Origin of the sequence: Salmonella sp. SAL4457 (genome assembly GCF_046548235.1) — a bacterium.
In the GTDB taxonomy this organism is placed as follows: Bacteria; Pseudomonadota; Gammaproteobacteria; order Enterobacterales; family Enterobacteriaceae; genus Salmonella; species Salmonella enterica.
This window is the reverse complement of the sequence record NZ_JBGDZO010000001.1, coordinates 386,974-413,052: the sequence shown is the minus strand read 5'-3', so window position 1 is coordinate 413,052 and position 26,079 is coordinate 386,974. Positions and strand designations below refer to the sequence as shown.

Annotated in this window: 25 protein-coding genes; 11 read left to right on the top strand and 14 right to left on the bottom strand. The window is 53.2% G+C overall.

Translation table 11 applies throughout. The features are described 5' to 3' along the window. Window positions 1-33 precede the first annotated feature (33 nt). Both edd and zwf read right to left on the bottom strand, forming a co-directional pair. Window positions 34-1,845: a phosphogluconate dehydratase gene (edd, locus tag ACLJNW_RS02165; RefSeq protein WP_001069124.1), complete on the bottom strand. Its 1,812-nt coding sequence runs from the start codon at window positions 1,843-1,845 to the stop codon at window positions 34-36. 234 nt (window positions 1,846-2,079) lie between these two features. Beyond that, window positions 2,080-3,555 (bottom strand): glucose-6-phosphate dehydrogenase, encoded by a 1,476-nt coding sequence (zwf, locus tag ACLJNW_RS02160; protein WP_000301711.1) that lies wholly within the window; start codon window positions 3,553-3,555, stop codon window positions 2,080-2,082. 341 nt (window positions 3,556-3,896) lie between these two features. On the opposite strand from zwf, the gene ACLJNW_RS02155 reads away from it, so the two are divergent. Both ACLJNW_RS02155 and pyk read left to right on the top strand, forming a co-directional pair. Then, entirely contained in the window at window positions 3,897-4,766 is an 870-nt protein-coding gene (locus ACLJNW_RS02155) for a MurR/RpiR family transcriptional regulator (RefSeq protein ID WP_001056720.1), read from the top strand. A 123-nt stretch (window positions 4,767-4,889) separates the two neighbouring features. Continuing rightward, window positions 4,890-6,332, top strand: coding sequence for a pyruvate kinase (pyk, locus tag ACLJNW_RS02150; protein WP_000091156.1), 1,443 nt, complete (start codon window positions 4,890-4,892; stop codon window positions 6,330-6,332). Between the two features lie 72 nt (window positions 6,333-6,404). On the opposite strand, the gene lpxM is transcribed toward pyk, so the two are convergent. The 3 genes from lpxM to znuA all read right to left on the bottom strand — a co-directional run bounded on the left by lpxM (window position 6,405) and on the right by znuA (window position 9,772). Further along, entirely contained in the window at window positions 6,405-7,376 is a 972-nt protein-coding gene (lpxM, locus tag ACLJNW_RS02145; protein WP_000448401.1) for a lauroyl-Kdo(2)-lipid IV(A) myristoyltransferase, read from the bottom strand. Window positions 7,377-7,492: 116 nt separating this feature from the next. Next, complete coding sequence (gene mepM / locus ACLJNW_RS02140) at window positions 7,493-8,812, bottom strand: murein DD-endopeptidase MepM (RefSeq protein ID WP_001184032.1); 1,320 nt, start codon at window positions 8,810-8,812, stop codon at window positions 7,493-7,495. Window positions 8,813-8,827: 15 nt separating this feature from the next. Further along, complete coding sequence (gene znuA, locus ACLJNW_RS02135; protein ID WP_000939597.1) at window positions 8,828-9,772, bottom strand: zinc ABC transporter substrate-binding protein ZnuA; 945 nt, start codon at window positions 9,770-9,772, stop codon at window positions 8,828-8,830. A 78-nt stretch (window positions 9,773-9,850) separates the two neighbouring features. On the opposite strand from znuA, the gene znuC reads away from it, so the two are divergent. Both znuC and znuB read left to right on the top strand, forming a co-directional pair. Then, window positions 9,851-10,606, top strand: coding sequence for a zinc ABC transporter ATP-binding protein ZnuC (gene znuC, locus ACLJNW_RS02130; protein ID WP_000203023.1), 756 nt, complete (start codon window positions 9,851-9,853; stop codon window positions 10,604-10,606). Next, a complete protein-coding gene (znuB, locus tag ACLJNW_RS02125) occupies window positions 10,603-11,388 on the top strand; it encodes a zinc ABC transporter permease subunit ZnuB (RefSeq protein WP_000571506.1) in 786 nt (261 codons plus the stop codon). The genes znuC and znuB overlap by 4 nt, the downstream gene beginning before the upstream one ends. 78 nt (window positions 11,389-11,466) lie before the next feature. Here the strand turns inward: znuB and ruvB are convergent, their stop codons facing one another. The 3 genes from ruvB to ACLJNW_RS02110 form a co-directional block, all read right to left on the bottom strand. Then, window positions 11,467-12,477: a Holliday junction branch migration DNA helicase RuvB gene (ruvB, locus tag ACLJNW_RS02120; protein ID WP_000568504.1), complete on the bottom strand. Its 1,011-nt coding sequence runs from the start codon at window positions 12,475-12,477 to the stop codon at window positions 11,467-11,469. Between the two features lie 8 nt (window positions 12,478-12,485). After that, window positions 12,486-13,097, bottom strand: coding sequence for a Holliday junction branch migration protein RuvA (ruvA, locus tag ACLJNW_RS02115; RefSeq protein WP_000580335.1), 612 nt, complete (start codon window positions 13,095-13,097; stop codon window positions 12,486-12,488). A gap of 359 nt (window positions 13,098-13,456) precedes the next feature. Beyond that, window positions 13,457-14,149: a hypothetical protein gene (locus ACLJNW_RS02110; protein WP_000227320.1), complete on the bottom strand. Its 693-nt coding sequence runs from the start codon at window positions 14,147-14,149 to the stop codon at window positions 13,457-13,459. Window positions 14,150-14,357: 208 nt separating this feature from the next. Between ACLJNW_RS02110 and ACLJNW_RS02105 the strand changes: the two genes are divergently transcribed. Further along, the gene (locus ACLJNW_RS02105) at window positions 14,358-14,957 is read left to right on the top strand and encodes a YebB family permuted papain-like enzyme (RefSeq protein ID WP_000716750.1); all 600 of its coding nucleotides are present in this window, start codon (window positions 14,358-14,360) and stop codon (window positions 14,955-14,957) included. Between the two features lies 1 nt (window position 14,958). On the opposite strand, the gene ruvC is transcribed toward ACLJNW_RS02105, so the two are convergent. The 4 genes from ruvC to aspS form a co-directional block, all read right to left on the bottom strand. Continuing rightward, complete coding sequence (gene ruvC / locus ACLJNW_RS02100; RefSeq protein WP_000022509.1) at window positions 14,959-15,480, bottom strand: crossover junction endodeoxyribonuclease RuvC; 522 nt, start codon at window positions 15,478-15,480, stop codon at window positions 14,959-14,961. 36 nt (window positions 15,481-15,516) lie between these two features. Beyond that, window positions 15,517-16,257 carry a YebC/PmpR family DNA-binding transcriptional regulator gene (locus tag ACLJNW_RS02095; protein ID WP_000907242.1) on the bottom strand — a complete coding sequence of 247 codons (741 nt, stop codon included), beginning with the start codon at window positions 16,255-16,257 and terminating at the stop codon, window positions 15,517-15,519. Window positions 16,258-16,286: 29 nt separating this feature from the next. Continuing rightward, complete coding sequence (gene nudB / locus ACLJNW_RS02090; RefSeq protein ID WP_000653693.1) at window positions 16,287-16,739, bottom strand: dihydroneopterin triphosphate diphosphatase; 453 nt, start codon at window positions 16,737-16,739, stop codon at window positions 16,287-16,289. 93 nt (window positions 16,740-16,832) lie between these two features. Beyond that, complete coding sequence (gene aspS, locus ACLJNW_RS02085) at window positions 16,833-18,605, bottom strand: aspartate--tRNA ligase (RefSeq protein WP_001258629.1); 1,773 nt, start codon at window positions 18,603-18,605, stop codon at window positions 16,833-16,835. Between the two features lie 324 nt (window positions 18,606-18,929). Here aspS and ACLJNW_RS02080 point away from each other — a divergent pair, with 324 nt between their 5' ends. The 5 genes from ACLJNW_RS02080 to cmoB are packed head-to-tail and all read left to right on the top strand — an operon-like array spanning window position 18,930 to window position 22,511. Further along, a complete protein-coding gene (locus tag ACLJNW_RS02080) occupies window positions 18,930-19,496 on the top strand; it encodes a hydrolase (protein ID WP_000916144.1) in 567 nt (188 codons plus the stop codon). Then, window positions 19,493-20,311, top strand: coding sequence for a DUF72 domain-containing protein (locus ACLJNW_RS02075; protein ID WP_000639226.1), 819 nt, complete (start codon window positions 19,493-19,495; stop codon window positions 20,309-20,311). Before ACLJNW_RS02080 ends, ACLJNW_RS02075 begins: the two co-directional genes overlap by 4 nt. A 52-nt stretch (window positions 20,312-20,363) precedes the next feature. Beyond that, the gene (locus ACLJNW_RS02070) at window positions 20,364-20,759 is read left to right on the top strand and encodes an MAPEG family protein (RefSeq protein ID WP_000252975.1); all 396 of its coding nucleotides are present in this window, start codon (window positions 20,364-20,366) and stop codon (window positions 20,757-20,759) included. 40 nt (window positions 20,760-20,799) lie between these two features. Continuing rightward, window positions 20,800-21,543, top strand: a complete 744-nt coding sequence (gene cmoA, locus ACLJNW_RS02065; protein ID WP_001524372.1) for a carboxy-S-adenosyl-L-methionine synthase CmoA — start codon at window positions 20,800-20,802, stop codon at window positions 21,541-21,543. Further along, window positions 21,540-22,511, top strand: a complete 972-nt coding sequence (gene cmoB / locus ACLJNW_RS02060) for a tRNA 5-methoxyuridine(34)/uridine 5-oxyacetic acid(34) synthase CmoB (protein ID WP_000569035.1) — start codon at window positions 21,540-21,542, stop codon at window positions 22,509-22,511. The genes cmoA and cmoB overlap by 4 nt, the downstream gene beginning before the upstream one ends. A 235-nt stretch (window positions 22,512-22,746) precedes the next feature. Here the strand turns inward: cmoB and cutC are convergent, their stop codons facing one another. After that, window positions 22,747-23,493, bottom strand: coding sequence for a copper homeostasis protein CutC (gene cutC / locus ACLJNW_RS02055; protein WP_001185768.1), 747 nt, complete (start codon window positions 23,491-23,493; stop codon window positions 22,747-22,749). A gap of 19 nt (window positions 23,494-23,512) precedes the next feature. Then, on the bottom strand, window positions 23,513-24,082 hold the full coding sequence (locus tag ACLJNW_RS02050; protein WP_000024794.1) for a VOC family protein: 570 nt from the start codon (window positions 24,080-24,082) through the stop codon (window positions 23,513-23,515). 236 nt (window positions 24,083-24,318) lie between these two features. Here ACLJNW_RS02050 and argS point away from each other — a divergent pair, with 236 nt between their 5' ends. Next, window positions 24,319-26,052, top strand: coding sequence for an arginine--tRNA ligase (gene argS, locus ACLJNW_RS02045; RefSeq protein WP_020839273.1), 1,734 nt, complete (start codon window positions 24,319-24,321; stop codon window positions 26,050-26,052). Window positions 26,053-26,079 lie beyond the last annotated feature (27 nt).

Sequence of the window (26,079 nt, the reverse complement as noted above, 5' to 3'; positions counted from 1 at the left end):
ATTCTTCTCTCGCCTGATTACTAGTGTGTCATCTTAAAAAGTGATACAGGTTGCGCCCTGCTCCGCACCCGACAGCTTTTCGCGCAGCGCGCCAAACAACTCACGCCCCGTTCCGACGCGCGACGCGCTCAGGTCCGGAATATGAGGCTGACGAGCGGCAAGTTCCGCCTCGTCGACCAGCAGAGTTAACTCACCTGTCTGCCCATTCACGCGAATGATGTCGCCATCGCGCACTTTTGCCAGTAAGCCGCCATCGTAGGCTTCCGGCGTTACGTGGATAGCTGAAGGCACTTTACCCGAAGCGCCTGAAAGTCGTCCATCAGTAACTAACGCGATTTTGAAACGGCGGTCCAATAATACACCAAGTGGCGGCATGAGTTTATGTAATTCTGGCATTCCATTCGCTTTTGGTCCCTGATGACGCACGACAACAACACAATCCCGATCAAGCAGACCCGCGTCAAACGCAGGCAGCACATCATGCTGACTTTCAAATACCATGGCAGGCGCTTCAATGATCTGGTTTTCAACCGGTACCGCAGACGTCTTCATTACTGCGCGTCCCAGATTACCGCTTAGCACCTTAGTACCGCCGTGAGGAGAGAACGGCTTATCAAAAGAGGCAATGACATCGTTATCCAGTGACCTTTCCGCGCCTTCACGCCAGTCCAGCTCGCCGTTGTTGAGCCAGGGCTCCAGCGTATAGCGTTTCAGGCCGAAGCCTGCGACAGTATTAACGTCTTCGTGCAGCAATCCGGCATTGAGCAGCTCACGCATCAATACCGGTACACCGCCCGCCGCCTGGAAGTGGTTAATGTCCGCCGGACCGTTCGGGTACAGACGCGCCATCAACGGAACCACTTCCGACAAATCCGAGAAGTCATCCCAGTTGATCAGAATGCCCGCCGCGCGCGCCATTGCAACCAGATGCATGGTGTGGTTGGTCGAGCCGCCGGTAGCCAGCAGCGCGACAATGCCGTTCACCACAACTTTTTCGTCGATCATTTTACCGAGCGGCATCCACGTATTGCCGTTGCCGGTAAGACGTGTTACCTGACGTGCGGCAGCGGCAGTCAATGCCTCGCGCAGCGGCGCATCCGGATGCACAAACGAGGAACCCGGCAACTGCATTCCCATAAACTCCACCACCATCTGGTTGGTGTTGGCGGTGCCGTAAAATGTACAGGTGCCCGGCGCATGGTAAGAGGCGGCTTCTGACTCCAGCAGCGCCATTCTGTCTACTTTTCCTTCCGCATATAGCTGACGAATACGGACTTTTTCTTTATTCGGCAGGCCGCTCGCCATCGGGCCTGACGGAACAAAAATCGCGGGTAAATGACCAAAAGAGAGCGCGGCCATCGCCAGCCCCGGAACGATTTTGTCGCATACGCCGAGGAATAACGCGCCGTCAAACATATTGTGAGAAAGGCCTACTGCTGCCGACATCGCTATCACTTCACGGCTGAGTAATGACAACTCCATGCCATCCTGCCCTTGTGTAACGCCATCGCACATTGCCGGTACGCCGCCTGCGACCTGACCTACCGCATTCACGGAATGCAGGGCCTGACGAATAATCTGCGGATAATGTTCATACGGTTGATGCGCAGAGAGCATGTCATTGTAGGAGGTAATAATGGCGATATTATTGCGCAACATACTTTTCAGCGAGGCTTTGTCCTCTGGCTGACAGGCGGCGAAGCCATGCGCCAGGTTGCCGCAGGCCAGTTGAGATCGGTGGACCGTGGCGGTTTTCGCCTGCTCAATGCGGGCAAGATAGGCTTTTCGGGTCTGCTGCGAGCGTTCGACAATGCGCTGTGTTACGCGTAACAAATTAGGATTCATAGAGGCTCCTGAAATTTATCTGTCCGGCTACCGGGTTTACCATGCGTTTCATCAATGTGGAAAGACAGTGAAATACATGATGTCCGGTGATAATGGGGCAAAATCGTTTCAGGCAGTGTAATAAAAAAAGCCTCGCAGGTGAATCCACACGAGGCTTAAAAGTGCAAAAATGATTCTACAATCTGTGTTAGATCATGTTACCGGTAAAATACCACCTAAGAGTGAGTGGCAAATTTACTCAAACTCATTCCACGAACGACCGTCACGGGTAATCATCGCCACGGACGCTACCGGTCCCCAGGTGCCCGCCTGATACGGCTTCGGCGCGTCGTTGTCCATCGCCCATGCTTCGGTAATGGAGTCCACCCACTTCCAGGCTTCTTCCACTTCGTCACGGCGGACAAACAGCGCCTGAATGCCACGCATCGTTTCCAGCAGCAGGCGCTCATATGCATCCGCCAGGTGCGTCTGATTAAAGGTCTCGGAGTAGCTCAGATCAAGCTTCGTGATCTGCAGATTATGCTTATGATCCAGCCCCGGTACTTTGTTAAGCACCTGAATATCTACGCCTTCATCCGGCTGCAGGCGAATCGTCAATTTGTTCTGCGGCAGGTCTTGCCAGGACTCTTTAAAGAGATTCAGTTCAGGCGTCTTGAAATAAACCACGACTTCAGAGCACTTAGTTGGCAGACGCTTGCCGGTACGCAGATAGAATGGCACGCCCGCCCAACGCCAGTTATCGATGTCGACGCGGATCGCGACGAACGTTTCGGTGTTGCTGCTTTTATTCGCGCCCTCTTCTTCCAGATAGCCCGGCACCTTTTGACCCTGCGCAAAGCCAGCGGTGTATTGACCACGAACCGTTTTTTCACGCACGTTGGAGCGATCAATACGGCGCAGCGATTTCAACACTTTGACTTTTTCATCGCGAATACTGTCGGCGCTCAGGTCAGACGGCGGTGACATGGCAATCATGCAGAGAATTTGCAGCAAGTGGTTCTGGATCATATCGCGCATCTGACCGGCCTGGTCAAAGTATCCCCAGCGCCCTTCAATCCCCACCTCTTCCGCTACGGTAATCTCAACGTGATCGATAGTGCGGTTATCCCAGTTATTAACGAATAACGAGTTGGCAAAACGCAGCGCCAGCAGGTTGAGAACCGTTTCTTTACCCAGATAGTGGTCGATACGATATACCTGGCACTCTTCAAAGTATTCGCCGACCCGATCGTTAATCTCACGCGAGGTCGCCAGCGAAGTACCCAACGGTTTTTCCATCACGACGCGCGCCGGTTTGGCGTTGAGTTTAGCCTCCCCTAACCCTTTGCAAATAGCGCCAAAGGTGCTGGGCGGCATCGCAAAATAGTTAATGGTGGTACGGTTTTTTTGATCCAGCATATCGCCCAGGCGACTGAACGCAGGCGTATCGTTAACGTCAAGATTACAAAAATCCAGACGGCCGCTCAGCGTATCCCACAAGCCTTCATCAATTTTTTCCTTCATGAAGGTTTCCAGCGCCTCACGCACGACGTGGGTATAAGCTTCTTTATCCCAGTCCGCGCGCCCCACCCCAATGATCCGGGTATCCGGATGGATCTGGCCGGCTTTCTCAAGCTGATACAGGGAAGGCAGCAGTTTCCGGCGCGCCAGGTCGCCTTTCGCGCCGAAAATGACCAGGTCACATGCCTGGGCTGTTTGCGTTACCGCCATGTCATTCTCCTCAGTTAATCTCCTGGTACTTTAGCCAGGATATCGTTGTAATTTTATTACACAGCACTGTACTGCTTTTACGAGATTACGGAAACCGTAAACGCCTTTTCATGGGTGAACCGGCGTTTGATTGGCAATATAATCGGCAAAACGCCTAATAAAATTGTCGCTTTTCCACACAAGCTGGAACTTAAAATCCGACGTCGGTCATGTAATGAAAAAAAACGACACCTTTTTTAGCCATTTTGCCCCCTTTGACAGCCGCCAGGAGTAATATCTAACAAAACGCGTTCGGTTTCGCGCATCATTGAAATCGCTAATACCCATGAGCCTTGCTAATCATGAATATGCTGGAAAAAGTCCAGTCTCAACTGGAACATTTAAGCAAATCTGAACGAAAAGTCGCCGATGTTATTCTGGCCGCCCCAGGCAGATCGATTCACTTAAGCATTGCCATGCTGGCCCAGGAAGCTAACGTTAGCGAGCCAACGGTGAACCGTTTCTGTCGCAGCATGAATACCCGCGGCTTTCCTGATTTTAAACTGCATCTGGCGCAAAGTCTGGCAAATGGCACCCCCTATGTTAATCGCAATGTGGATGAAGATGACAGCGTCGAGGCCTATACAGGAAAAATCTTCGAGTCCGCTATGGCCAGTCTCGACCATGTTCGCCAGTCGCTGGATAAATCGGCCGTCAACCGCGCCGTCGATTTACTGACCCAGGCAAAAAAAATCGCCTTTTTTGGTCTTGGTTCCTCCGCCGCGGTCGCGCATGACGCCATGAATAAGTTTTTTCGCTTCAATGTACCGGTGATTTACTCCGACGATATCGTGCTGCAACGGATGAGTTGTATGAATTGTAGCGATGATGACGTCGTCGTGCTCATTTCGCATACTGGCAGAACCAAGAGCCTGGTGGAACTGGCGCAGTTGGCACGGGAAAACGATGCGATGGTGATCGCCCTGACCTCCGCTGGAACGCCGCTGGCGCGCGAAGCCACGCTAGCCATTACCCTCGACGTACCGGAAGATACAGACATTTATATGCCCATGGTCTCTCGACTTGCTCAGCTGACCGTGATAGATGTGCTGGCAACGGGATTTACTTTGCGTCGCGGGGCAAAATTCAGAGATAACTTGAAGCGTGTCAAGGAAGCGCTCAAGGAATCGCGTTTTGATAAAGAATTACTCATCAAGAGTGATGACCGCTAAAAGCAATAACAATGTTCTACCCTTTTCGTCATCCGGGGACGTTCATTTTATACCGTTAAGGTTTCAGAACGACCGGATCAATGTTCACGCAACACCAAGTTGTTTTAGTCAACGGAGTATTACATGTCCAGAAGGCTTCGCAGAACCAAAATCGTTACCACGTTAGGCCCGGCAACTGACCGCGATAACAACCTTGAGAAGGTTATCGCCGCGGGCGCAAACGTAGTACGTATGAACTTCTCTCACGGCTCGCCGGAAGATCATAAAATGCGTGCTGATAAAGTCCGTGAGATTGCCGCCAAACTGGGGCGTCATGTGGCTATTTTAGGCGACCTGCAAGGGCCAAAAATTCGCGTTTCCACTTTTAAAGAAGGCAAAGTGTTCCTCAATATCGGGGACAAATTTCTGTTAGACGCTAACCTGGGTAAAGGCGAAGGCGACAAAGAAAAAGTCGGCATTGATTACAAAGGGTTGCCGGCAGACGTCGTTCCTGGCGATATCCTGCTGCTTGACGATGGTCGAGTGCAGTTGAAAGTGCTTGAAGTCCAGGGCATGAAAGTCTTTACCGAGGTCACCGTCGGCGGCCCGCTGTCTAACAATAAAGGCATTAACAAGCTCGGCGGAGGGCTTTCTGCTGAAGCGCTGACCGAAAAAGACAAAGCCGATATTCAAACCGCTGCGCTGATAGGTGTTGACTATCTGGCCGTCTCCTTCCCGCGCTGCGGCGAAGATCTGAACTATGCACGCCGCCTGGCACGCGACGCCGGCTGCGACGCGAAAATTGTGGCTAAAGTCGAACGCGCCGAAGCGGTATGCGACCAAAACGCCATGGACGATATCATTCTGGCCTCTGACGTTGTGATGGTCGCACGTGGCGACCTGGGCGTTGAAATCGGCGATCCGGAGCTGGTTGGTATCCAGAAGGCGCTGATTCGCCGTGCGCGTCAGCTAAACCGCGCAGTCATCACCGCAACGCAGATGATGGAGTCGATGATCACCAACCCGATGCCGACCCGCGCGGAAGTGATGGACGTGGCGAACGCCGTCCTGGATGGTACGGATGCAGTTATGCTGTCTGCCGAAACCGCAGCCGGTCAGTATCCTTCTGAAACCGTTGCCGCAATGGCGCGCGTCTGCCTGGGCGCAGAAAAAATCCCCAGCATCAATGTGTCTAAACACCGTCTCGACGTGCAGTTCGACAACGTTGAAGAAGCTATTGCCATGTCTGCGATGTATGCGGCAAACCATCTGAAAGGCGTTACCGCGATCATCACCATGACGGAATCCGGTCGTACCGCGCTAATGACTTCCCGTATCAGCTCCGGCCTGCCGATTTTCGCCATGTCGCGCCATGAACGCACGCTGAACCTGACCGCGCTCTACCGCGGAGTAACGCCGGTGCATTTTGACAGCGCGGCTGATGGCGTTGTCGCGGCACATGAAGCTGTTAATCTGCTGCGCGATAAAGGGTATCTGGTTTCCGGCGACCTGGTTATCGTGACTCAGGGCGATGTCATGAGCACCGTCGGCTCAACCAATACCACGCGTATTTTGACCGTGGAGTAAAACTCCCCCACACCTGTTCATCAGGTAGTACAGGGTTTGTCAGCATAAAGCCTCTCTTACGAGAGGCTTTATTTATTTGATGGGATAAAGATCTTTACGCTTATACGGCTGAATCTCGCCTGGCTTGCGGGTTTTGAGCAGCTTCAGGATCCAGGTGTACTGTTCCGGATGCGGGCCGACAAAAATTTCGACCTCTTCGTTCATCCGTCTGGCGATAGTGTGGTCGTCAGCCGTGAGCAGATCGTCCATTGGCGGGCGAATCTGGATAGTCAGGCGATGCGTTTTACCATTATACACCGGGAAAAGCGGTATCACGCGTGCGCGGCACACTTTCATCAGCCGACCAATTGCAGGCAGCGTCGCTTTGTATGTCGCAAAGAAATCAACGAATTCACTATGCTCCGGGCCGTGATCCTGGTCCGGCAGGTAGTAACCCCAGTAGCCCTGACGAACAGACTGAATAAAGGGTTTAATCCCGTCATTACGCGCATGCAAACGTCCGCCGAAACGCCGACGCACTGTGTTCCAGATATAGTCAAAAACCGGATTACCCTGATTATGAAACATCGCCGCCATTTTTTGCCCCTGAGAGGCCATCAGCATGGCTGGAATGTCGACGCCCCAGCCATGCGGTACGAGAAAAATGACTTTTTCGTCGTTACGACGCATCTCCTCAATGATTTCCAGACCTTCCCAGTCAACACGCTGTTGAATTTTTTTCGGACCGCGCATCGCCAACTCAGCCATCATCGCCATTGCCTGTGGCGCGGTGGCGAACATCTCATCGACAATCGCTTCGCGCTCAGCTTCGCTACGCTGCGGAAAGCACAAAGACAGATTAATTAGCGCCCGGCGACGAGAACTCTTCCCCAGCCGTCCGGCAAAACGCCCCAGCGTCGCCAGCAAAGGGTCGCGGAATGATGCCGGTGTTAATGCGATCCCCGCCATTGCCGCCGCGCCCAACCAGGCGCCCCAATACTGCGGATAGCGAAAGGATTTTTCGAATTCAGGGATATACTCACTATTATTTTTTTTGGTTTCCATGCTTTTCCAGGGTCTGCTGACGCGAAAAGGAATTGTGAATAGTGTAGCGACGTCTGCGTCTCACACAAAACAAAAAAGCCGGCACACATCGCGTACCGGCTCTGTCAGCGCATTTGTTAATCGAAGCGCAGTTGCGGCAGAACCTCTTTCACCTGTGCCAGGTATTCACGACGATCTGACCCCGTCAGACCTTCCGTGCGCGGCAATTTTGCTGTCAGAGGGTTAACGGCTTGCTGGTTGATCCATACCTCATAATGCAGATGCGGCCCTGTGGAACGCCCGGTGTTACCAGAAAGCGCAATACGATCGCCACGTTTCACTTTTTGCCCCGGTTTCACCAGCAGCTTACGCAAGTGCATGTAACGTGTGGTGTAGGTGCGTCCATGACGAATCGCAATGTAGTAACCGGCAGCGCCGCTACGTTTAGCGACCACGACCTCGCCATCCCCCACCGACAGCACCGGCGTACCCTGCGGCATCGCAAAGTCAACGCCACGATGCGGCGCAACGCGTCCGGTAACCGGGTTCAGACGACGCGGATTGAAGTTGGAGGAGATGCGGAACTGTTTAGCGGTCGGGAAGCGTAAAAAGCCTTTCGCCAGACCAACCCCATTACGGTCATAGAATTTACCGTCAGCGGCGCGAATGGCGTAGTAATCTTTACCATCGGAACGCATCCGCACGCCCAACAACTGACTCTGTTCACGCTTGCCATCCAGCATCTCGCGCGACATCAGAACCGAAAATTCATCGCCCTTTTTCAGCTTGCGAAAATCCATCTGCCACTGCATTGCTTTTATCACTGCGCTGATTTCGCTGCTGGTTAAACCGGCCTCTTTCGCGCTGGCGACAAAGCTACCCCCTACCGTACCTTTCAGCAGACTGTTAACCCAGTCCCCCTGCTGCATTTCACTGCTCATTTTAAAACCGTTGGCAGTGCGATCGTAGGTACGCGTTTCACGGCGGGAGACTTCCCATGTCAGACGCTGTAAATCGCCATCGGCGGTCAGTGTCCAGGAAAGCTGTTGGCCAATTTTCAGATTGCGCAGCTCCTTATCAGAAGCGGCAAGTCGGCTAATATCGCTCATATCGATGCCGTACTGATTCAGAATGCTGCTTAACGTATCGCCTGTGGAGACGACGTATTCATGGACGCCGACTTCGCCTGCGGTTTTATCGTCCAGCTCATCCTGAGGAATAGCTTCATCTTCCTGCGCGGCCTGATCGATGGGTTCGCTGGCCTCCGGTAAGAGGGAACGAATCTCGCTTTTCTCCAGTTCAATAGTTTTAACGGTTGGTGCGGATTCTGGGTGGTAAACATAGGGCCGCCATACGGCGACGGCCAGTGTCAGAACGGTAAGTGACCCCAGCATAACGCGGTGGGGTCGGGGCAGATTATTAAATGCCAGGGCGACAGAGCGGGCTATCTGTTGCACGTATTCACTTCCTCGTTAATCTCCTTTCAGGCAGCTCGCATACTGGTTGGCTAATTGGCTTAAAAACGCTGAATAGCTTGTTTTACCCAGTTTAATGTTCGTCCCGAGGGGGTCAAGTGTTCCCATTCGAACGGATGTCCCTCTCGCCACGGCTTCCACGACCGCTGGCCTGAATTGTGGCTCAGCAAAAACGCAGGTTGCTTTTTGCTCAACCAACTGTGTTCTTATTTCATGTAAACGCTGCGCGCCAGGTTGTATCTCAGGGTTCACGGTAAAGTGACCGAGCGGGGTGAGTCCGTAGTGTTTTTCGTAGTAACCGTAGGCGTCATGAAAAACGAAATACCCTTTCCCCTTGAGCGGCGCGAGCTCGTTACCGACCTGTTTATCGGTTGCGGCTAATTGTGCCTCAAAATCCTTCAGGTTGGCGTCGAGTTTGGCTCGACTTTGCGGCATAAGTTCCACTAATTTTTCATGGATTGCAACCGCTGTAGCCCGCGCTATCTCTGGGGAGAGCCAAAGATGCATGTTATATTCGCCGTGATGGTGATGTACGTCACCTTTTTCCTCATCGGCGCCCGTATGCGCATGTTCATCCTCATCATCATCCGCGCCCTTCATGAGTAACGGTTTCACATCGGCAAGTTGCGCAATGGTAACCTGCTTATTATCAGGAATATTCCTGACCGACTTCTCCATAAAGGCTTCCATTTCCGGGCCAACCCAGACGACTAAGTCCGCGCCCTGTAAGCGTTTTACGTCTGATGGACGCAATGAATAATCATGCTCGGAAGCCCCATCCGGAAGTAATACTTGCGTATCCGTAACGCCATCAGCAATGGCGGAAGCGATGAACCCAAGCGGTTTAAGCGAAGCGACAACGGCGGCATCGGCGGCCTGGGTTGCACTCCCCCAAAGCGCGGCGGATAATGCTGCGAAAAGAAGCGTATTTTTCTGTAACATAATGCGACTAATCATCGTAATGAATGTGTGAAATGTGATATTATAACATTCTATCACTTCTGCAAGCCTAAAATTAACATGACAAGTTTAGTTTCACTGGAAAACGTCTCGGTCTCATTTGGTCAACGCCGCGTCCTCTCTGACGTGTCGCTTGAATTGAGCCCCGGAAAAATTTTAACGCTTCTCGGCCCAAACGGCGCGGGGAAGTCAACGCTTGTACGCGTGGTTTTAGGACTGGTAGCCCCTGATGAAGGGGTGATCAAGCGCAACGGGCAACTCCGTATCGGCTATGTCCCGCAAAAGCTCTATCTCGATACCACGCTTCCGCTGACGGTAAACCGATTTTTACGTTTACGTCCCGGCACGCAAAAAACGGATATTCTCCCGGCGCTTAAACGCGTTCAGGCCGGACATTTGATTGACGCGCCCATGCAAAAACTCTCCGGCGGCGAGACACAACGCGTACTGCTGGCGCGTGCTCTGCTTAACAGGCCGCAGTTGCTGGTACTTGATGAGCCGACGCAAGGCGTGGATGTCAACGGCCAGGTCGCGTTATACGACCTTATCGATCAGCTGCGTCGCGAACTCGATTGCGCCGTGCTGATGGTGTCACATGACCTACATCTGGTCATGGCAAAGACGGATGAAGTGTTATGCCTGAACCATCATATTTGCTGTTCCGGCGCGCCGGAAGTGGTGTCTATGCATCCGGAATTTATCTCTATGTTTGGCCCGCGAGGCGCGGAGCAATTAGGGATTTATCGCCATCATCATAATCATCGCCACGATTTACAGGGTCGTATTGTACTGCGCCGGGGAAATGGTCACTCATGATTGAATTATTACTGCCCGGCTGGCTGGCCGGGATGATGCTGGCGTGCGCCGCTGGTCCTTTGGGCTCATTTGTGGTCTGGCGTCGGATGTCCTATTTTGGCGATACGCTGGCTCACGCGTCGCTTCTGGGCGTGGCGTTTGGCCTGTTGCTGGACGTTAACCCCTTTTATGCGGTAATCGCCGTTACGCTGCTGCTGGCCGCCGGTCTGGTATGGCTGGAGAAACGCCCTCACCTCGCGATTGATACCTTACTGGGCATTATGGCGCACAGCGCCTTATCTTTAGGACTGGTCGTGGTCAGCCTGATGTCCAACGTCCGCGTTGATTTAATGGCTTATCTGTTTGGCGATTTGCTGGCCGTCACGCCGGAAGATCTTATCTCGATCGCTATTGGGGTCGTTATTGTGCTGGCCATTCTCTTCTGGCAGTGGCGCAACTTGCTGTCAATGACTATCAGTCCGGATCTTGCCTTTGTCGATGGCGTGAAGTTACAGCGCGTGAAGCTGCTATTGATGCTGGTAACAGCGTTAACCATTGGTGTGGCGATGAAGTTTGTCGGAGCGCTGATCATTACGTCGCTGCTGATTATCCCCGCCGCAACCGCGCGTCGCTTTGCCCGTACGCCGGAACAGATGGCGGGCATCGCCGTTGGTGTAGGTATGATAGCGGTTACAGGTGGACTGACCTTCTCAGCCTTTTATGATACCCCGGCAGGGCCATCCGTAGTGCTGTGTGCCGCGCTGCTGTTTATCTTCAGTATGATGAAAAAGCAGGCAAGCTAAGCGTGTGTTGCCCGGTGGCGCTGCGCTTACCGGGCCTACAAAATCGCCCAGGTCTGATGAGCGCAGCGACTTCAGGCGCTAAGGCATCTCTGGCGGCGTGATCCCGAAATGGTTCCAGGCGCGCACCGTTGCCATACGCCCACGCGGCGTGCGCTGCAAAAAACCTTGCTGAATCAGATACGGCTCCAGCACATCCTCAATGGTTTCACGCTCTTCGCCAATCGCCGCCGCCAGGTTATCCAGGCCGACCGGTCCACCGAAGAATTTATCAATAACCGCCAGCAGCAGCTTGCGATCCATATAGTCAAACCCTTCCGCATCGACGTTCAGCATATCCAGCGCCTGCGCGGCAATTTCCGCTGAAATAGCCCCGTCATGCTTCACCTCGGCGAAATCACGCACACGTCTGAGCAGGCGGTTGGCTATACGCGGCGTACCGCGCGCCCGACGCGCCACTTCCAGCGCGCCGTCATCGCTCATCTCAAGCCCCATGTGCCTTGCGCTGCGCCCGACGATGTGCTGCAGATCGGGCACCTGGTAGAACTCCAGGCGCTGCACAATACCAAAACGGTCGCGTAGCGGCGAGGTCAGCGAACCTGCTCGCGTCGTCGCGCCAATGAGCGTAAACGGCGGCAGATCGATCTTAATTGAACGTGCAGCAGGCCCTTCGCCAATCATAATATCCAACTGATAATCTTCCATCGCCGGATAGAGTACCTCTTCCACCACCGGTGAAAGCCGGTGAATCTCATCAATAAACAGCACATCATGCGGTTCAAGATTGGTGAGCATAGCCGCCAGATCGCCTGCTTTTTCCAGCACCGGGCCGGACGTGGTTCGGAGATTGACGCCCATTTCATTGGCAACGATATTCGCCAGAGTCGTCTTACCTAACCCTGGCGGGCCGAAAATCAGCAAGTGATCTAGTGCGTCGCCACGCAGTTTTGCCGCCTGAATAAAGATCTCCATCTGGGAGCGCACCTGCGGTTGGCCGACATATTCCGCCAATAACTTCGGGCGAATGGCGCGATCGGCGACGTCTTCTGCGATCGTGGCGCCTGCTGAAATCAGGCGATCTGCTTCTATCATCCTTTACCTCATAACGCGGCGCGTAACGCGTCGCGAATCAGTGTTTCACTGCTTGCATCCGGACGGGCGATCTTGCTTACCATCCGACTGGCTTCTTGCGGTTTATAACCCAGCGCCACCAGCGCAGCAACTGCTTCTTGTTCTGCATCTTCCGAGGTTGGGCTGGCCGGCGACGTCAATACCAGATCGACCGCTGGCGTAAAGAGATCGCCATGTAGCCCTTTAAAGCGGTCTTTCATTTCGACAATCAGCCTTTCGGCGGTTTTCTTGCCGATACCCGGCAGCTTCACCAGTGCGCCAAGCTCTTCGCGCTCAACCGCATTGACGAACTGCTGCGCCGACATGCCGGAGAGAATCGCCAGCGCCAGCTTAGGCCCGACGCCATTCGTTTTAATTAGCTCTTTAAACAGCGTGCGCTCTTGCTTATTGTTGAATCCGTACAGCAACTGCGCATCTTCACGCACCACAAAGTGGGTGAAGACGATTGCCTCCTGCCCGGCCTCCGGCAGCTCGTAAAAGCAGGTCATAGGCATATGTACTTCATAGCCTACGCCCCCTGTCTCCAGCAGCACGATCGGGGGTTGTTTTTCGAGAATAATGCCTCTGAGTCTGCCTATCACATGACGCTCCTGCGTAAAGGGCTGAAAAGATAATGCACTATCATAAAAAAAGACTGGATGTTTATCCAGATGAAAAACACGTATCCCGATATTTCTCTACTCCGACAACCCGCGATGGTTAACGACGGGTACGCTCCCCGCTGCGTACAAAATAAGTCGTACACTCATTGACAACTTTTTGCGTCCTACGCGAACAACTTTTTGCCAACATGCCGTGGCGCACGTTCGGTAGTCTTCAATAATGAGTATCCTGATAACACTAATAATGTATCCAGTACGAATGCCAACAGCGGAACATCGGGCCTCCAAAAAAACAGACCCGAGAATAGATTTAATAATATTAACCACTAGCGCTGAATTTAATCGCATGTTGTTTTATCGTCGCGCGCAACAGATTTTAATTCGCCATGACACAATAAATATTGTACAAACTCATTTTTCATGCCATCGAAATTCACGGCTGGCATCCCTTCTGAATAACTATAATAAATATTCACATACTCTTCGCTACTAAAAAGTGCCTGTCGTTTTGCTGCTAACCCACGGCCTTTTGCTGCAATATACTGGAAGCAGTGGCCGCTGGCGCCACAGCTCCGCCCATCATCAACAATATATATATCGGCAGCGTTAAACAGCTGTTCCAGCCAGCACTGGCGAATCGTTCCGGCCGCACAAACCAAAAATAATGATGCGCTAATCATCCACCCGGATTTTTTTACCGATGTCATAGCCAGGAAAGCCATAAAGCACGCTGCCTGCAGGCACAAAACCAGTTCTTTATTCCCGGCAACCAAATGCCACTGGTTAAATACTAAGGTAATGAAAACTGAACTCAATGTTGCCAACAGTCTGGTCCTGAACCGCCTGGCAGGGAGAAGCAAAAATAATAATGAAATCGTCCCTGGCTTTAATAAAAAAACAACAGTATTAGCCTCTGCCATATCAATACTCAAACAATAACAAAAACTAATAAACAGATGAAAGATAATAGCAACAAAAATATAAGAAAAATAAAATACCCAACCTATTCTCATTGGTTTATCATCAACCACGTCATACTCCCTGTCAATATGAGAGATCAGATGATGAGAAATTTACCACCTTAATCCCCCCCAAATATATTTGCGACATTAATTCCAATAAATGAAATATTCACCATACATATTTCGATGACACTAAGGCTTGTCATTTATCTGGTATAATGCTAACTACCCTGTAGAATAAATAAAAGGAATTTATTTCAAATAATGGAATGCAGAGATGAAAAAACATTATTCTGTCCAATATGAAACCGGGGATATCGTCTTTACCTGTATAGGTGCCGCGCTTTTCGGCCAGATATCCACCGCTTCACAGTGCTGGAGCAACCATGTTGGGATTATTATTGGTCATAATGGTGATGACTATCTGGTGGCGGAAAGTCGCGTCCCCCTCTCAACCGTCACCACGCTGTCACTGTTTATACAACGTTCAGCCGGACAACGTTACGCGGTTCGTCGCCTGTGCGGCGGCCTGACGGTCGAACAGAAACTCGCCATCATGGAACAGGTTCCCGCCCGGCTGAATAAGTTTTATCACACGGGGTTTAAATATGAGTCATCGCGCCAGTTCTGCTCGAAATTTGTGTTTGATATCTATAAAGAAGCATTGTGTATTCCGGTAGGCGATATTGAGACATTCGAAGAATTGCTTCACAGTAATCCTGATGCGAAACTCGCCTTCTGGAAGTTCTGGTTTTTAGGTTCAATCCCGTGGGATCGTAAGACGGTGACGCCCGCCAGCCTGTGGCAACATCCCAATTTAGAATTAATTAGCGCCTGTGGAATTGAAACCCCTCAACGCGAGGCTGAGGGAGAATGATTTAGCGCAACCTTCCCCGCGCCAGATTGAGTCGGCTCTCGCTCATTTGCATCGCGTTCTGGCTAACGTGGCAATGCGTAATGGCGATAGCCAGCGCATCTGCGGCATCGGCCTGCGGGTTAGCGGGGAGCTTTAGCAACGTACGAACCATATGCTGTACCTGGCTTTTTTCCGCGCTACCAATACCGACGACGGTTTGCTTCACCTGACGCGCCGCGTATTCAAACACGGGCAGTTCCTGGTTGACCGCGGCGACAATCGCGACGCCGCGCGCCTGTCCCAGCTTGAGGGCTGAGTCGGCATTTTTCGCCATAAACACCTGTTCGATAGCAAAATAGTCCGGCTGGAACTGCGTGATGATTTCCGTCACGCCTGCGTATATGAGCTTCAAACGAGACGGCAAATCATCAACTTTGGTGCGAATACATCCGCTGCCCAGATAGGTGAGTTGTCTGCCTACCTGACGGATAACGCCATAACCGGTAATGCGCGAGCCGGGGTCAATACCGAGAATAATCGACACGCTATACCCCCTGCCCGCCGGCGTTTAACAGCACCATTACAGGGTCGCCGCCACCTCATCAGAGATCTCACCGTTATGGTAGACTTCCTGAACATCGTCACAGTCTTCCAGCATATCGATCAGACGTAGCAGTTTCGGCGCGGTTTCCGCATCCATATCCGCTTTGGTTGACGGGATCATGGACACTTCGGCGCTGTCCGCTTTCAGACCCGCCGCTTCCAGCGCGTCACGCACTTTGCCCATCTCTTCCCAGGCAGTGTAAACATCAATCGCGCCATCATCATAGGTCACAACATCTTCCGCACCGGCTTCCAGAGCAGCTTCCATGATGGTATCTTCATCGCCTTTCTCAAAGGAGATGACCCCTTTCTTACTGAACAGGTACGCCACTGAGCCATCGGTACCCAGATTACCACCGCACTTGCTGAAAGCATGACGCACTTCCGCTACGGTACGGTTACGGTTGTCACTCAGACACTCAATCATAATGGCCGTGCCGCCAGGACCATAACCTTCATAGATGATGGTTTCCATGTTCGAGTCTTCATCACCACCCACACCGCGAGCGATGGCACGGTTCAGAGTGTCGCGGGTCATGTTGTTGGCCAGCGCTTTATCTACAGCCGCGCGCAGACGCGGGTTGGCATCCGGATCGCCGCCGCCCAATTTAGCTGCCGTTACCAGTTCACGAATAATTTTAGTGAAGATTTTACCGCGCTTGGCATCCTGCGCAGCTTTACGATGTCTGGTGTTGGCCCATTTACTATGACCTGCCATAAATATTTCCTCAAAAAAAGCGCGCCTTTTCAGGCGACGTTAATGACAAACTCTTCAATCGCTTGCCGGTTACTCCAGGACTTGGTAAGCGCCGCCGCGTCAGGCGCATCAAGCCACTGGTACGTCAGATGTTCAGTGAATATCACCTGCCGCTCATGCGGTAACGCAAGGCAGAACCAGAATTCTGTATTATGCATGACGCCCGGCGCATAGCGATGACGTAAATGTGAAAAAATTTCAAACTCCACCGTACGTTGGCAGTCGATTAAGGTCAGTTGCTCTGCCGCAACATCAATCGTGACCTCCTCTTTGACTTCACGTACGGCGGCCTGCAACGCGGTCTCCCCTTCTTCTATGCTGCCAGTCACTGACTGCCAAAAATCCGGGTCATCGCGTCGCTGCAACATTAGCACCCGTTTCGTATCCTGCGCGAAAATAACCACCAGGACCGAAACGGGGCGCTTGTACACTTTATCCTTCACGCGACCTCGTTGTTGGCTGTTGGGTGACGGATGAGACTCGCCCTTGCGGGCCGCCGCGATATCACGCGAATGATGTCGTGTACATTGTTCATATCAGTTATTCTCGGCTTTCTTTACAACCTGAATCCCCAACTCCGTCAACGCTGCCTGGTTGGCGAAACTCGGCGCTTCGGTCATCAGACACGCGGCGGCGGTCGTTTTCGGGAAGGCGATAACATCACGAATATTGTCGGTGCCGGTCAACAGCATGGTCAGACGGTCCAGACCAAACGCCAGGCCCGCATGCGGCGGCGTACCGTATTTCAACGCATCCAACAGGAAGCCGAACTTCTCGCGCTGCTCCTGCTCATTGATACCGAGAATACCAAATACGGTTTGCTGCATTTCACCGTTGTGAATACGCACCGAACCGCCGCCCACTTCATAGCCGTTAATCACCATATCGTAAGCGTTAGCGACGGCTTCTTCCGGCGCAGTTTTCAGTTCAGACGCCGTCATGTCACGCGGGGCGGTGAACGGATGGTGCATCGCGGTCAGACCGCCTTCGCCGTCGTCTTCAAACATCGGGAAGTCAATCACCCACAGCGGCGCCCATTTGTCTTCGTCGGTCAGGCTCAGGTCTTTGCCCAGTTTCAGACGCAGCGCGCCCAGCGCATCGGCAACCACTTTTTTGTTATCTGCGCCGAAGAAGATCATGTCGCCGTCCTGCGCGCCGGTACGTTCAAGGATAGCGTCGACGATGTCGGCGGTCAGGAACTTGGCCACCGGACTGTTAATCCCGTCCAGACCTTTCGCGCGCTCGTTAACTTTGATATACGCCAGGCCTTTCGCGCCGTAGATCTTAACAAAGTTACCGTAATCGTCGATCTGCTTACGGCTAAGCTGCGCCCCGCCAGGCACACGCAGCGCTGCCACGCGGCCTTTCGGATCGTTAGCCGGGCCCGCGAAGACCGCGAACTCTACCGATTTCAGCAGGTCAGCGACATCTACCAGTTCCATCGGGTTACGCAGGTCTGGTTTGTCGGAACCGTAACGACGTTCCGCTTCGGCAAACGTCATGACCGGGAAATCCCCCAGATCCACGCCTTTCACTTCCAGCCATAAATGGCGCACCAGCGCTTCCATCACTTCGCGCACCTGTGGCGCGGTCATGAAGGAGGTCTCGACGTCGATCTGAGTAAACTCCGGCTGACGGTCAGCACGTAAGTCTTCATCACGGAAGCATTTGACTATCTGATAGTAACGGTCGAAACCGGACATCATCAGGAGCTGTTTGAACAGCTGCGGCGACTGCGGCAGCGCGTAGAATTTACCTTTGTGCACGCGCGAAGGCACCAGATAGTCGCGCGCGCCTTCCGGCGTGGCTTTGGTCAGCATCGGCGTTTCAATATCAAGGAAACCGTGATCGTCCATAAAACGACGCACCAGGCTGGTAATTTTGGCGCGAGTTTTCAGGCGCTGCGCCATTTCCGGACGACGCAAATCCAGATAGCGGTACTTGAGACGCGCCTCTTCGGTATTAACGTGGTTAGCGTCAAGCGGCAGTGAGTCTGCGCGGTTGATGATAGTGAGAGAGGACGCCAGCACTTCAATTTCGCCGGTCGCCATATCCGCATTGACGTTTTTCGCGTCACGCGCACGCACGGTGCCCGTAACTTGAATGCAGAACTCATTACGCAGTTCAGAGGCCAGCTTTAACGCGTCCGCACGATCCGGATCGAAGAACACCTGCACAATACCTTCGCGGTCGCGCATATCGATAAAGATCAGGCTGCCAAGATCACGACGACGGTTGACCCAACCACACAGAGTCACCTGCTGCCCCACGTGGGACAGACGTAGCTGTCCGCAATATTCTGTACGCATGAGATATCCCTTAACTTAGCCGCAGGCGGATTGTTGCCTGCCATGCAGGCGACGAAGTCGCAGCTTTAGCTGTATGTCACAACTGGATGAAAAAAGGCGGCTATTATACTGGAAATTCTGCCGCACGATAAGAGTCAATCCAGCATGGGAGCGATAACTTGCCCGTTTCATGCGGTATCGACACTTGGTTCATACTGACTGTACCCGGGTTTTTCACGCGGGTATTGCGTATGCTCACAAAAATTAACAATATTTGTCACCGCTTTCCTCTTTAATCGCGCTTAAGGTGTAGTGAAATACGCTATTTTTAGGAGAGTGATTATCATGCTGAAACTCAACGCGACCACAACCGCCCTGGTGGTTATTGATTTACAGGAAGGAATTCTTCCGTTTGCCGGCGGCCCGTATACGGCAAATGAGGTGGTCGCCCGCGCCGCGCGGCTGGCGGAAAAGTGTCGTGCCAACGGCTCGCCCGTGGTTATGGTACGCGTCGGATGGTCTGATGATTATGCCGAAGCGTTAAAACAACCCGTGGATGCCGCAACGCCTGCGCACGCGTTGCCGGAAAACTGGTGGACCTGGCCTACGGCATTGGGTAAAAAGGACAGCGATCTGGAAGTGACTAAACGCCAGTGGGGCGCGTTTTACGGCACCGATCTGGAATTACAGCTTCGCCGCCGGGGTATCGACACCATCATATTGTGCGGGATCTCAACCAATATCGGCGTCGAATCCACAGCGCGTAACGCCTGGGAGTTGGGATTTAACCTTATTATTGCCGAAGATGCCTGTAGCGCCGCCAGCAGTGAGCAGCATCAGAGCAGTATGACGCATATTTTCCCGCGCATTGGCCGGGTACGCAGCGTAGAGGATATTTTAAACGCCTTATGATCTACATTGGCTTGCCGCAATGGTCGCACCCGAAATGGGCGCGGCTCGGCATCACCAGTCTGGAAGAGTATGCCCGCCACTTTAACTGCGTGGAGGGCAACACCACGCTTTACGCGCTGCCGAAAGCGGAAATTGTCGATCGCTGGTATGCGCAAACTACGGACGATTTCCGTTTTTGCTTTAAATTTCCCGCGACCATTTCTCACCAGGCCGCGCTGCGCCATTGCGACGATCTGGTACAGGCGTTTTTTACCCGCCTGGCGCCGCTGGAAACGCGTATTGGCCAATACTGGCTGCAGTTGCCCGCCGCCTTTGGACCGCGCGATCTCCCCGCCTTATGGCAGTTTCTTGATGCGCTCCCCGCCACGTTTACCTATGGCGTAGAAGTTCGTCATCCGTGTTTTTTTGACAAAGGTGAGGATGAACAGCGGCTCAATCGCGGGTTACACGCGCGCGGCGTAAACCGCGTGATCCTGGATAGTCGTCCGGTACATGCCGCCCATCCCCACAGCGAGGCCGTCCGCGACGCGCAGCGAAAAAAACCCAAAGTCCCGGTACATGCGGTCGTGACGGCCAGCCATCCGATGGTGCGTTTTATCGGTAGCGATAATATGGCGCAAAACCGTGAGTTTTTCGCCGCCTGGTTGCAGAAACTCCCGCAGTGGCGGCAGACCACCACGCCTTTTCTGTTTTTACATACTCCGGATATCGCGCAGGCGCCGGAACTGGTGAATACGCTTTGGCATGATTTACGCAGCGTCTTACCGGAAATCGGCACTGCTCCGTCCATTCCACAGCAATCTTCTCTTTTCTGAAAATGCCCCCTATCATAGACAGTGCCATCAGCCATTTTAAAAGGGAGTTTGTATGGTAAGCGCGCTGTATGCCGTTTTGGGTGCGTTATTATTAATGAAGTTCTCTTTTAATGTCGTTCGCTTGCGAATGCAGTACCGTGTCGCCTATGGCGACGGCGGTTTTAGCGAATTGCAAAGCGCCATCCGTATTCATGGCAACGCGGTGGAATATATTCCTGTCGCGCTGGTGCTGCTGCTGTTTATGGAAATGAACGGCGCCGAAACGTGGATGGTGCATATCTGCGGCATCATTTTAATCGCCGGTCGGCTGATGCATTATTACGGTTTTCACCACCGCCTGTTCCGCTGGCGGCGGGCGGGGATGAGCGCGACCTGGTGCGCATTGTTGCTGATGGTGCTGGCAAACCTGTGGTATATGCCCTGGGAGTTGGTTTTCTCCCTGTATTAGCGCACAATATGCGCCTTTATTTTTCCCGGATGTATACGTTATGTCTCACCGCGACACGCTTTTTTCTGCGCCTATCGCCCGTCTCGGCGACTGGACTTTTGATGAACGAGTAGCCGAAGTTTTCCCCGACATGATTCAGCGTTCGGTACCAGGCTACTCCAACATCATCTCCATGATCGGCATGTTGGCTGAACGCTTTGTGCAGCCGAACACGCAGGTCTACGATCTGGGCTGCTCGCTGGGCGCCGCGACGCTGTCTGTTCGGCGTAATATCCGCCATGAGCATTGTCGCATTATCGCCGTCGATAACTCCCCGGCCATGATTGAACGCTGCCGCCGTCATATTGATGCGTATAAAGCGCCTACGCCGGTTGAAGTCGTTGAAGGCGATATCCGCGATATCACTATTGAAAACGCCTCGATGGTGGTGCTGAATTTTACCCTGCAATTCCTTGAACCTGCCGAACGCCAGGCATTGCTGGATAAGATTTACCTGGGGTTGAATCCCGGCGGCGCGCTGGTACTGTCGGAAAAATTTAGCTTTGAAGACGCGAAAGTGGGCGAGCTGTTATTCAACATGCACCACGATTTTAAACGCGCGAATGGGTACAGCGAACTGGAGATCAGCCAGAAGCGCAGTATGCTGGAAAACGTGATGCTCACCGACTCGGTGGAAACACATAAATCGCGCTTGCGTAAGGCGGGTTTCGAACACAGTGAACTGTGGTTCCAGTGCTTCAATTTCGGGTCGCTTGTCGCGTTAAAAGCCGGAGCTGCCGCATGATCGAGTTTGGTAACTTTTATCAGCTCATTGCTAAAAATCATCTCTCCCACTGGCTGGAAACATTGCCCGCGCAGATTGCCGCCTGGCAACGCGAGCAGCAGCATGGCTTGTTTAAACAGTGGTCGAACGCGGTAGAATTTTTACCGGAAATGACGCCCTGGCGGCTGGATTTACTGCACAGCGTCACGGCGGAAAGCGAAACGCCGCTCAGCGAAGGTCAGCTAAAGCGTATTGATACATTGCTGCGTAATCTGATGCCGTGGCGTAAAGGCCCGTTCTCGCTTTATGGCGTAGATATTGACACCGAATGGCGCTCCGACTGGAAGTGGGATCGCGTACTGCCGCATCTGTCAGATTTAACCGGCCGGACGATCCTTGATGTCGGCTGCGGCAGCGGCTATCACCTGTGGCGGATGATTGGCGCGGGCGCACATCTGGCGGTCGGCATCGATCCTACACAGCTTTTCCTCTGCCAGTTTGAGGCGGTGCGTAAACTGTTGGGTAACGATCAGCGCGCGCATCTGCTGCCGTTGGGCATTGAACAACTCCCGGCGCTGAAAGCATTTGATACCGTCTTCTCGATGGGGGTGCTTTATCACCGTCGCTCGCCGCTGGAGCATCTGTGGCAGTTAAAAGATCAGTTGGTCAACGAGGGTGAACTGGTACTGGAAACGCTGGTCGTCGACGGCGACGAAAATACCGTACTGGTGCCGGGTGACCGCTACGCGCAGATGCGTAACGTCTATTTTATTCCTTCCGCGCCGGCATTAAAAAAATGGCTGGAAAAATGCGGCTTTATTGATGTGCGTATCGCTGACGTTTGCGTCACCACCACCGAAGAGCAGCGCCGTACCGAATGGATGGTTACCGAGTCGCTGGCCGATTTTCTTGACCCGAACGATCGCAGCAAGACGGTGGAAGGCTACCCCGCCCCGCAGCGCGCGGTGCTGATTGCGCGTAAACCGTGATGGATTGCCGAATGACCGTTACGTATAGCACCGTTTCTCCAAAATAGTTCAAGTTGCAGCAAGGCGGCAACGCAGCAAATCCCCGGGAACGTAGGTAGCTACGTGACCGGGGTGCGCGAGGCGGCCAACGCTGCTGCGGCTTGAAATATGAAGGAGAAAAAAAGGCCCCTGTTGAATTGGCAGGGGCCTGGTACGAGCAAGCATCATATTGGGCGACATGATGCAACGGTAAAAATCATTTGGCCTGATGGCGAACAATGATTCCTTTCATTTCAGCGACCGCCGCACCCTCTACCCTATAGCGAGAATACTCGTCCGCCTGTATATCGGCAGACATCGATAACCCCTGATTGCGATAGCGCATCGGCGAAGGCAGTAAGACTCCGGCGGAACTGTGTACTTCCCGTACTCCGGCATCGAGGAAATTCTGCAGGTTATTTGCACGAACCCCCGCACCAGCCATAATGATTGGAGCATCCCCCTGGGCAATAAGTTCCATAATTATTGATAAACCTTGCGCCGCATCGGCTTTTTGTCCGGAAGTCAGTACTCTTGCTACGCCTGCGTCAGCCAGATTCTTTAGCGCATTGAAGGGATTAGCGCACATATCGAAGGCGCGGTGGAATGTCACCGCCAGCGGCCCGGCCGCCGCCATTATTTTTTCCATTCGCGACATATCGACATCCCCATCAACGGTCAACACGCCAGTAACCAGCCCGGGAAAACCCAACTCTCTGACGAGGCGAATATCTTCCAGCATGGCGGCAAATTCGCCGTCAGTGTAATAAAAATCCCCGCCGCGAGGACGAATAATCGGATGTACGGGAATCGTAATATGCTCGCGTACGCTGCGTAAGACGCCGAAAGAAGGCGTAAGCCCCCCTTCTTTCGGCGCGGCGCACAGTTCGATACGATCCGCACCGTTTCGCTGCGCGGTGAGCGCGCATTCCATGCTGTAACAACAGATCTCAAGTAACGCCATATTCACTCCGCTCGGCAGGTTAATGGGCCGCCTGTTCGCTGGCGACAATCGCTTCAATCGACCATGGATGAAATTTTACCGTGATGCGGCCATCGGTCACGGCCAGCGTAGGGTTTGGCAAACGTTCATGCTCGCCCTGTGGCGAACTGGTTTTAACCACTATCCCCGGCTGACTAAGCCCCTCATCCGACAACAACGCCAGGGCCCTCGCGTTCAAGGTCTCCGGCTCGCCGGGCAGCACGATTTCAATATGCTCCCACCCCTCGTGTGGATAGCGTTTTTCTCCCGGCCACGGTAATTCGATAACAGAAAACCGCCAGTGTTCCACACATACCGGTTCATGCAGTTTAAACAGACAAATCGGCCTGCCGTTGATGATATTTTCCGACAGTAGCTCACCGCATTGTTCAAAACCGCGACGCCAACGCTCCGCCGTCGTATTCTGGTGACAGCGCAATGAAATGTGATCGGCCTCAAGGGCGCTAATCTGCAGACCAAGGCGAGTGGAAAGTTCTCTGAACGCCAGAGTGAATCGCGGTAAATCTGCGGAAATATCATGCAGTTCATCAATGTGTTGCCAGTTCGCCATATCAGGACGCTCTTCTTGCTGTGAAAACCGCTAATTTACGCTGTTGCGCCCCGGCAACCAACCTTTGATTTGATTGGGCGTTTATTGAATGCTTATGCAGATTATTGTTGCGTATATTTCAGGCGACGCGCCGCGCGCGCAATGCTGACGCCAACGGGCATTTGCAGTATACTCCCGCCCTAATTCTTAAACTGGCGCGGGCAATACAGTCCGCTTCATAAACGTAAGGTATTCCGGTGAATATTCAGGCTCTTCTCTCAGAAAAAGTTAGTCAGGCCATGATTGCTGCAGGCGCGCCTGCAGATTGCGAGCCCCAAGTTCGTCAGTCAGCCAAAGTTCAGTTCGGCGACTATCAGGCCAACGGCATGATGGCAGTTGCGAAAAAACTGGGTATGGCCCCCCGACAACTTGCAGAGCAGGTGCTGACTCATCTGGATCTCAGCGGCATCGCCAGCAAGGTTGAAATCGCCGGCCCTGGCTTTATCAATATTTTCCTCGAACCGGCTTTTCTCGCTGAACAGGTGCAACAGGCGCTGACCTCCGATCGTCTGGGCGTTTCTCAGCCGACTCGTCAGACGATTGTCGTCGACTACTCCGCGCCCAACGTCGCGAAAGAGATGCACGTCGGTCATCTACGCTCCACGATTATCGGCGATGCGGCAGTGCGCACGCTGGAGTTTCTGGGCCATCATGTTATTCGCGCTAACCACGTCGGCGACTGGGGCACCCAGTTCGGTATGCTTATCGCCTGGCTGGAAAAACAGCAGCAGGAAAACGCGGGCGACATGGCGCTGGCGGATCTCGAAGGATTCTACCGCGATGCGAAAAAGCATTATGACGAAGATGAAGCGTTTGCCGAGCGCGCGCGTAACTACGTCGTCAAATTGCAGAGCGGTGATACCTATTTCCGTGAGATGTGGCGTAAGCTGGTTGATATCACCATGACGCAAAACCAGATCACCTATGATCGTCTGAACGTCACTCTGACGCGTGACGATGTGATGGGCGAAAGTCTGTATAATCCGATGCTGCCGGGCATCGTCGCCGATCTGAAAGCCAAAGGCCTGGCGGTTGAAAGCGAAGGCGCAACGGTGGTTTTCCTTGATGAGTTTAAAAACAAAGAAGGCGATCCGATGGGCGTCATTATTCAGAAGAAAGATGGCGGTTATCTGTATACCACTACCGATATCGCCTGCGCCAAATACCGTTACGAAACGCTGCACGCCGACCGCGTGCTCTACTACATTGACTCCCGTCAGCACCAGCACCTGATGCAGGCCTGGACCATTGTGCGTAAAGCCGGTTATGTGCCGGATTCCGTTCCGCTGGAACACCACATGTTCGGCATGATGTTGGGTAAAGACGGTAAACCGTTTAAAACTCGCGCGGGCGGTACGGTGAAACTGGCGGACCTGCTGGATGAGGCGCTGGAGCGCGCGCGTCGTCTGGTGGCGGAGAAGAACCCGGATATGCCGGCTGACGAGCTGGAAAAACTGGCTAACGCCGTCGGTATTGGCGCGGTGAAATACGCCGATCTGTCAAAAAACCGCACCACTGACTATATCTTCGACTGGGATAATATGTTGGCTTTCGAAGGCAATACCGCTCCTTATATGCAGTATGCCTATACGCGTGTGCTGTCTGTTTTCCGTAAAGCGGATATCGACGAGCAGGCGCTGGCGAGCGCGCCGGTTATCATTAGCGAAGATCGCGAAGCGCAGCTCGCCGCCCGTCTGCTGCAGTTTGAAGAAACCCTGACGGTGGTCGCGCGTGAAGGTACGCCGCACGTCATGTGCGCGTATCTGTATGACGTCGCCGGGCTGTTCTCCGGCTTCTACGAGCACTGCCCTATTCTCAGCGCCGAGAATGACGCGGTTCGCAATAGCCGCTTAAAACTGGCGCAACTGACGGCGAAGACGCTGAAACTGGGTCTGGATACGTTGGGTATCGAAACCGTAGAACGCATGTAAACGCGCCGTCGTTAACATCATCAGGCC

Excerpts from the sequence above, each read along its gene's own strand:
- lpxM (WP_000448401.1), bottom strand. The coding sequence starts at position 7,376 with ATGGAAACCAAAAAAAATAATAGTGAGTATATCCCTGAATTCGAAAAA.
- znuB (WP_000571506.1), top strand. The coding sequence starts at position 10,603 with ATGATTGAATTATTACTGCCCGGCTGGCTGGCCGGGATGATGCTGGCG.
- znuC (WP_000203023.1), top strand. The coding sequence starts at position 9,851 with ATGACAAGTTTAGTTTCACTGGAAAACGTCTCGGTCTCATTTGGTCAA.
- ACLJNW_RS02080 (WP_000916144.1), top strand. The coding sequence starts at position 18,930 with ATGCTGAAACTCAACGCGACCACAACCGCCCTGGTGGTTATTGATTTA.
- ACLJNW_RS02070 (WP_000252975.1), top strand. The coding sequence starts at position 20,364 with ATGGTAAGCGCGCTGTATGCCGTTTTGGGTGCGTTATTATTAATGAAG.
- ACLJNW_RS02105 (WP_000716750.1), top strand. The coding sequence starts at position 14,358 with ATGAAAAAACATTATTCTGTCCAATATGAAACCGGGGATATCGTCTTT.
- ACLJNW_RS02050 (WP_000024794.1), bottom strand. The coding sequence starts at position 24,082 with ATGGCGAACTGGCAACACATTGATGAACTGCATGATATTTCCGCAGAT.
- pyk (WP_000091156.1), top strand. The coding sequence starts at position 4,890 with ATGTCCAGAAGGCTTCGCAGAACCAAAATCGTTACCACGTTAGGCCCG.
- znuA (WP_000939597.1), bottom strand. The coding sequence starts at position 9,772 with ATGTTACAGAAAAATACGCTTCTTTTCGCAGCATTATCCGCCGCGCTT.
- ACLJNW_RS02095 (WP_000907242.1), bottom strand. The coding sequence starts at position 16,257 with ATGGCAGGTCATAGTAAATGGGCCAACACCAGACATCGTAAAGCTGCG.
- ACLJNW_RS02155 (WP_001056720.1), top strand. The coding sequence starts at position 3,897 with ATGAATATGCTGGAAAAAGTCCAGTCTCAACTGGAACATTTAAGCAAA.
- cmoA (WP_001524372.1), top strand. The coding sequence starts at position 20,800 with ATGTCTCACCGCGACACGCTTTTTTCTGCGCCTATCGCCCGTCTCGGC.
- cutC (WP_001185768.1), bottom strand. The coding sequence starts at position 23,493 with ATGGCGTTACTTGAGATCTGTTGTTACAGCATGGAATGCGCGCTCACC.
- ACLJNW_RS02075 (WP_000639226.1), top strand. The coding sequence starts at position 19,493 with ATGATCTACATTGGCTTGCCGCAATGGTCGCACCCGAAATGGGCGCGG.
- zwf (WP_000301711.1), bottom strand. The coding sequence starts at position 3,555 with ATGGCGGTAACGCAAACAGCCCAGGCATGTGACCTGGTCATTTTCGGC.
- edd (WP_001069124.1), bottom strand. The coding sequence starts at position 1,845 with ATGAATCCTAATTTGTTACGCGTAACACAGCGCATTGTCGAACGCTCG.
- cmoB (WP_000569035.1), top strand. The coding sequence starts at position 21,540 with ATGATCGAGTTTGGTAACTTTTATCAGCTCATTGCTAAAAATCATCTC.
- aspS (WP_001258629.1), bottom strand. The coding sequence starts at position 18,605 with ATGCGTACAGAATATTGCGGACAGCTACGTCTGTCCCACGTGGGGCAG.
- ruvB (WP_000568504.1), bottom strand. The coding sequence starts at position 12,477 with ATGATAGAAGCAGATCGCCTGATTTCAGCAGGCGCCACGATCGCAGAA.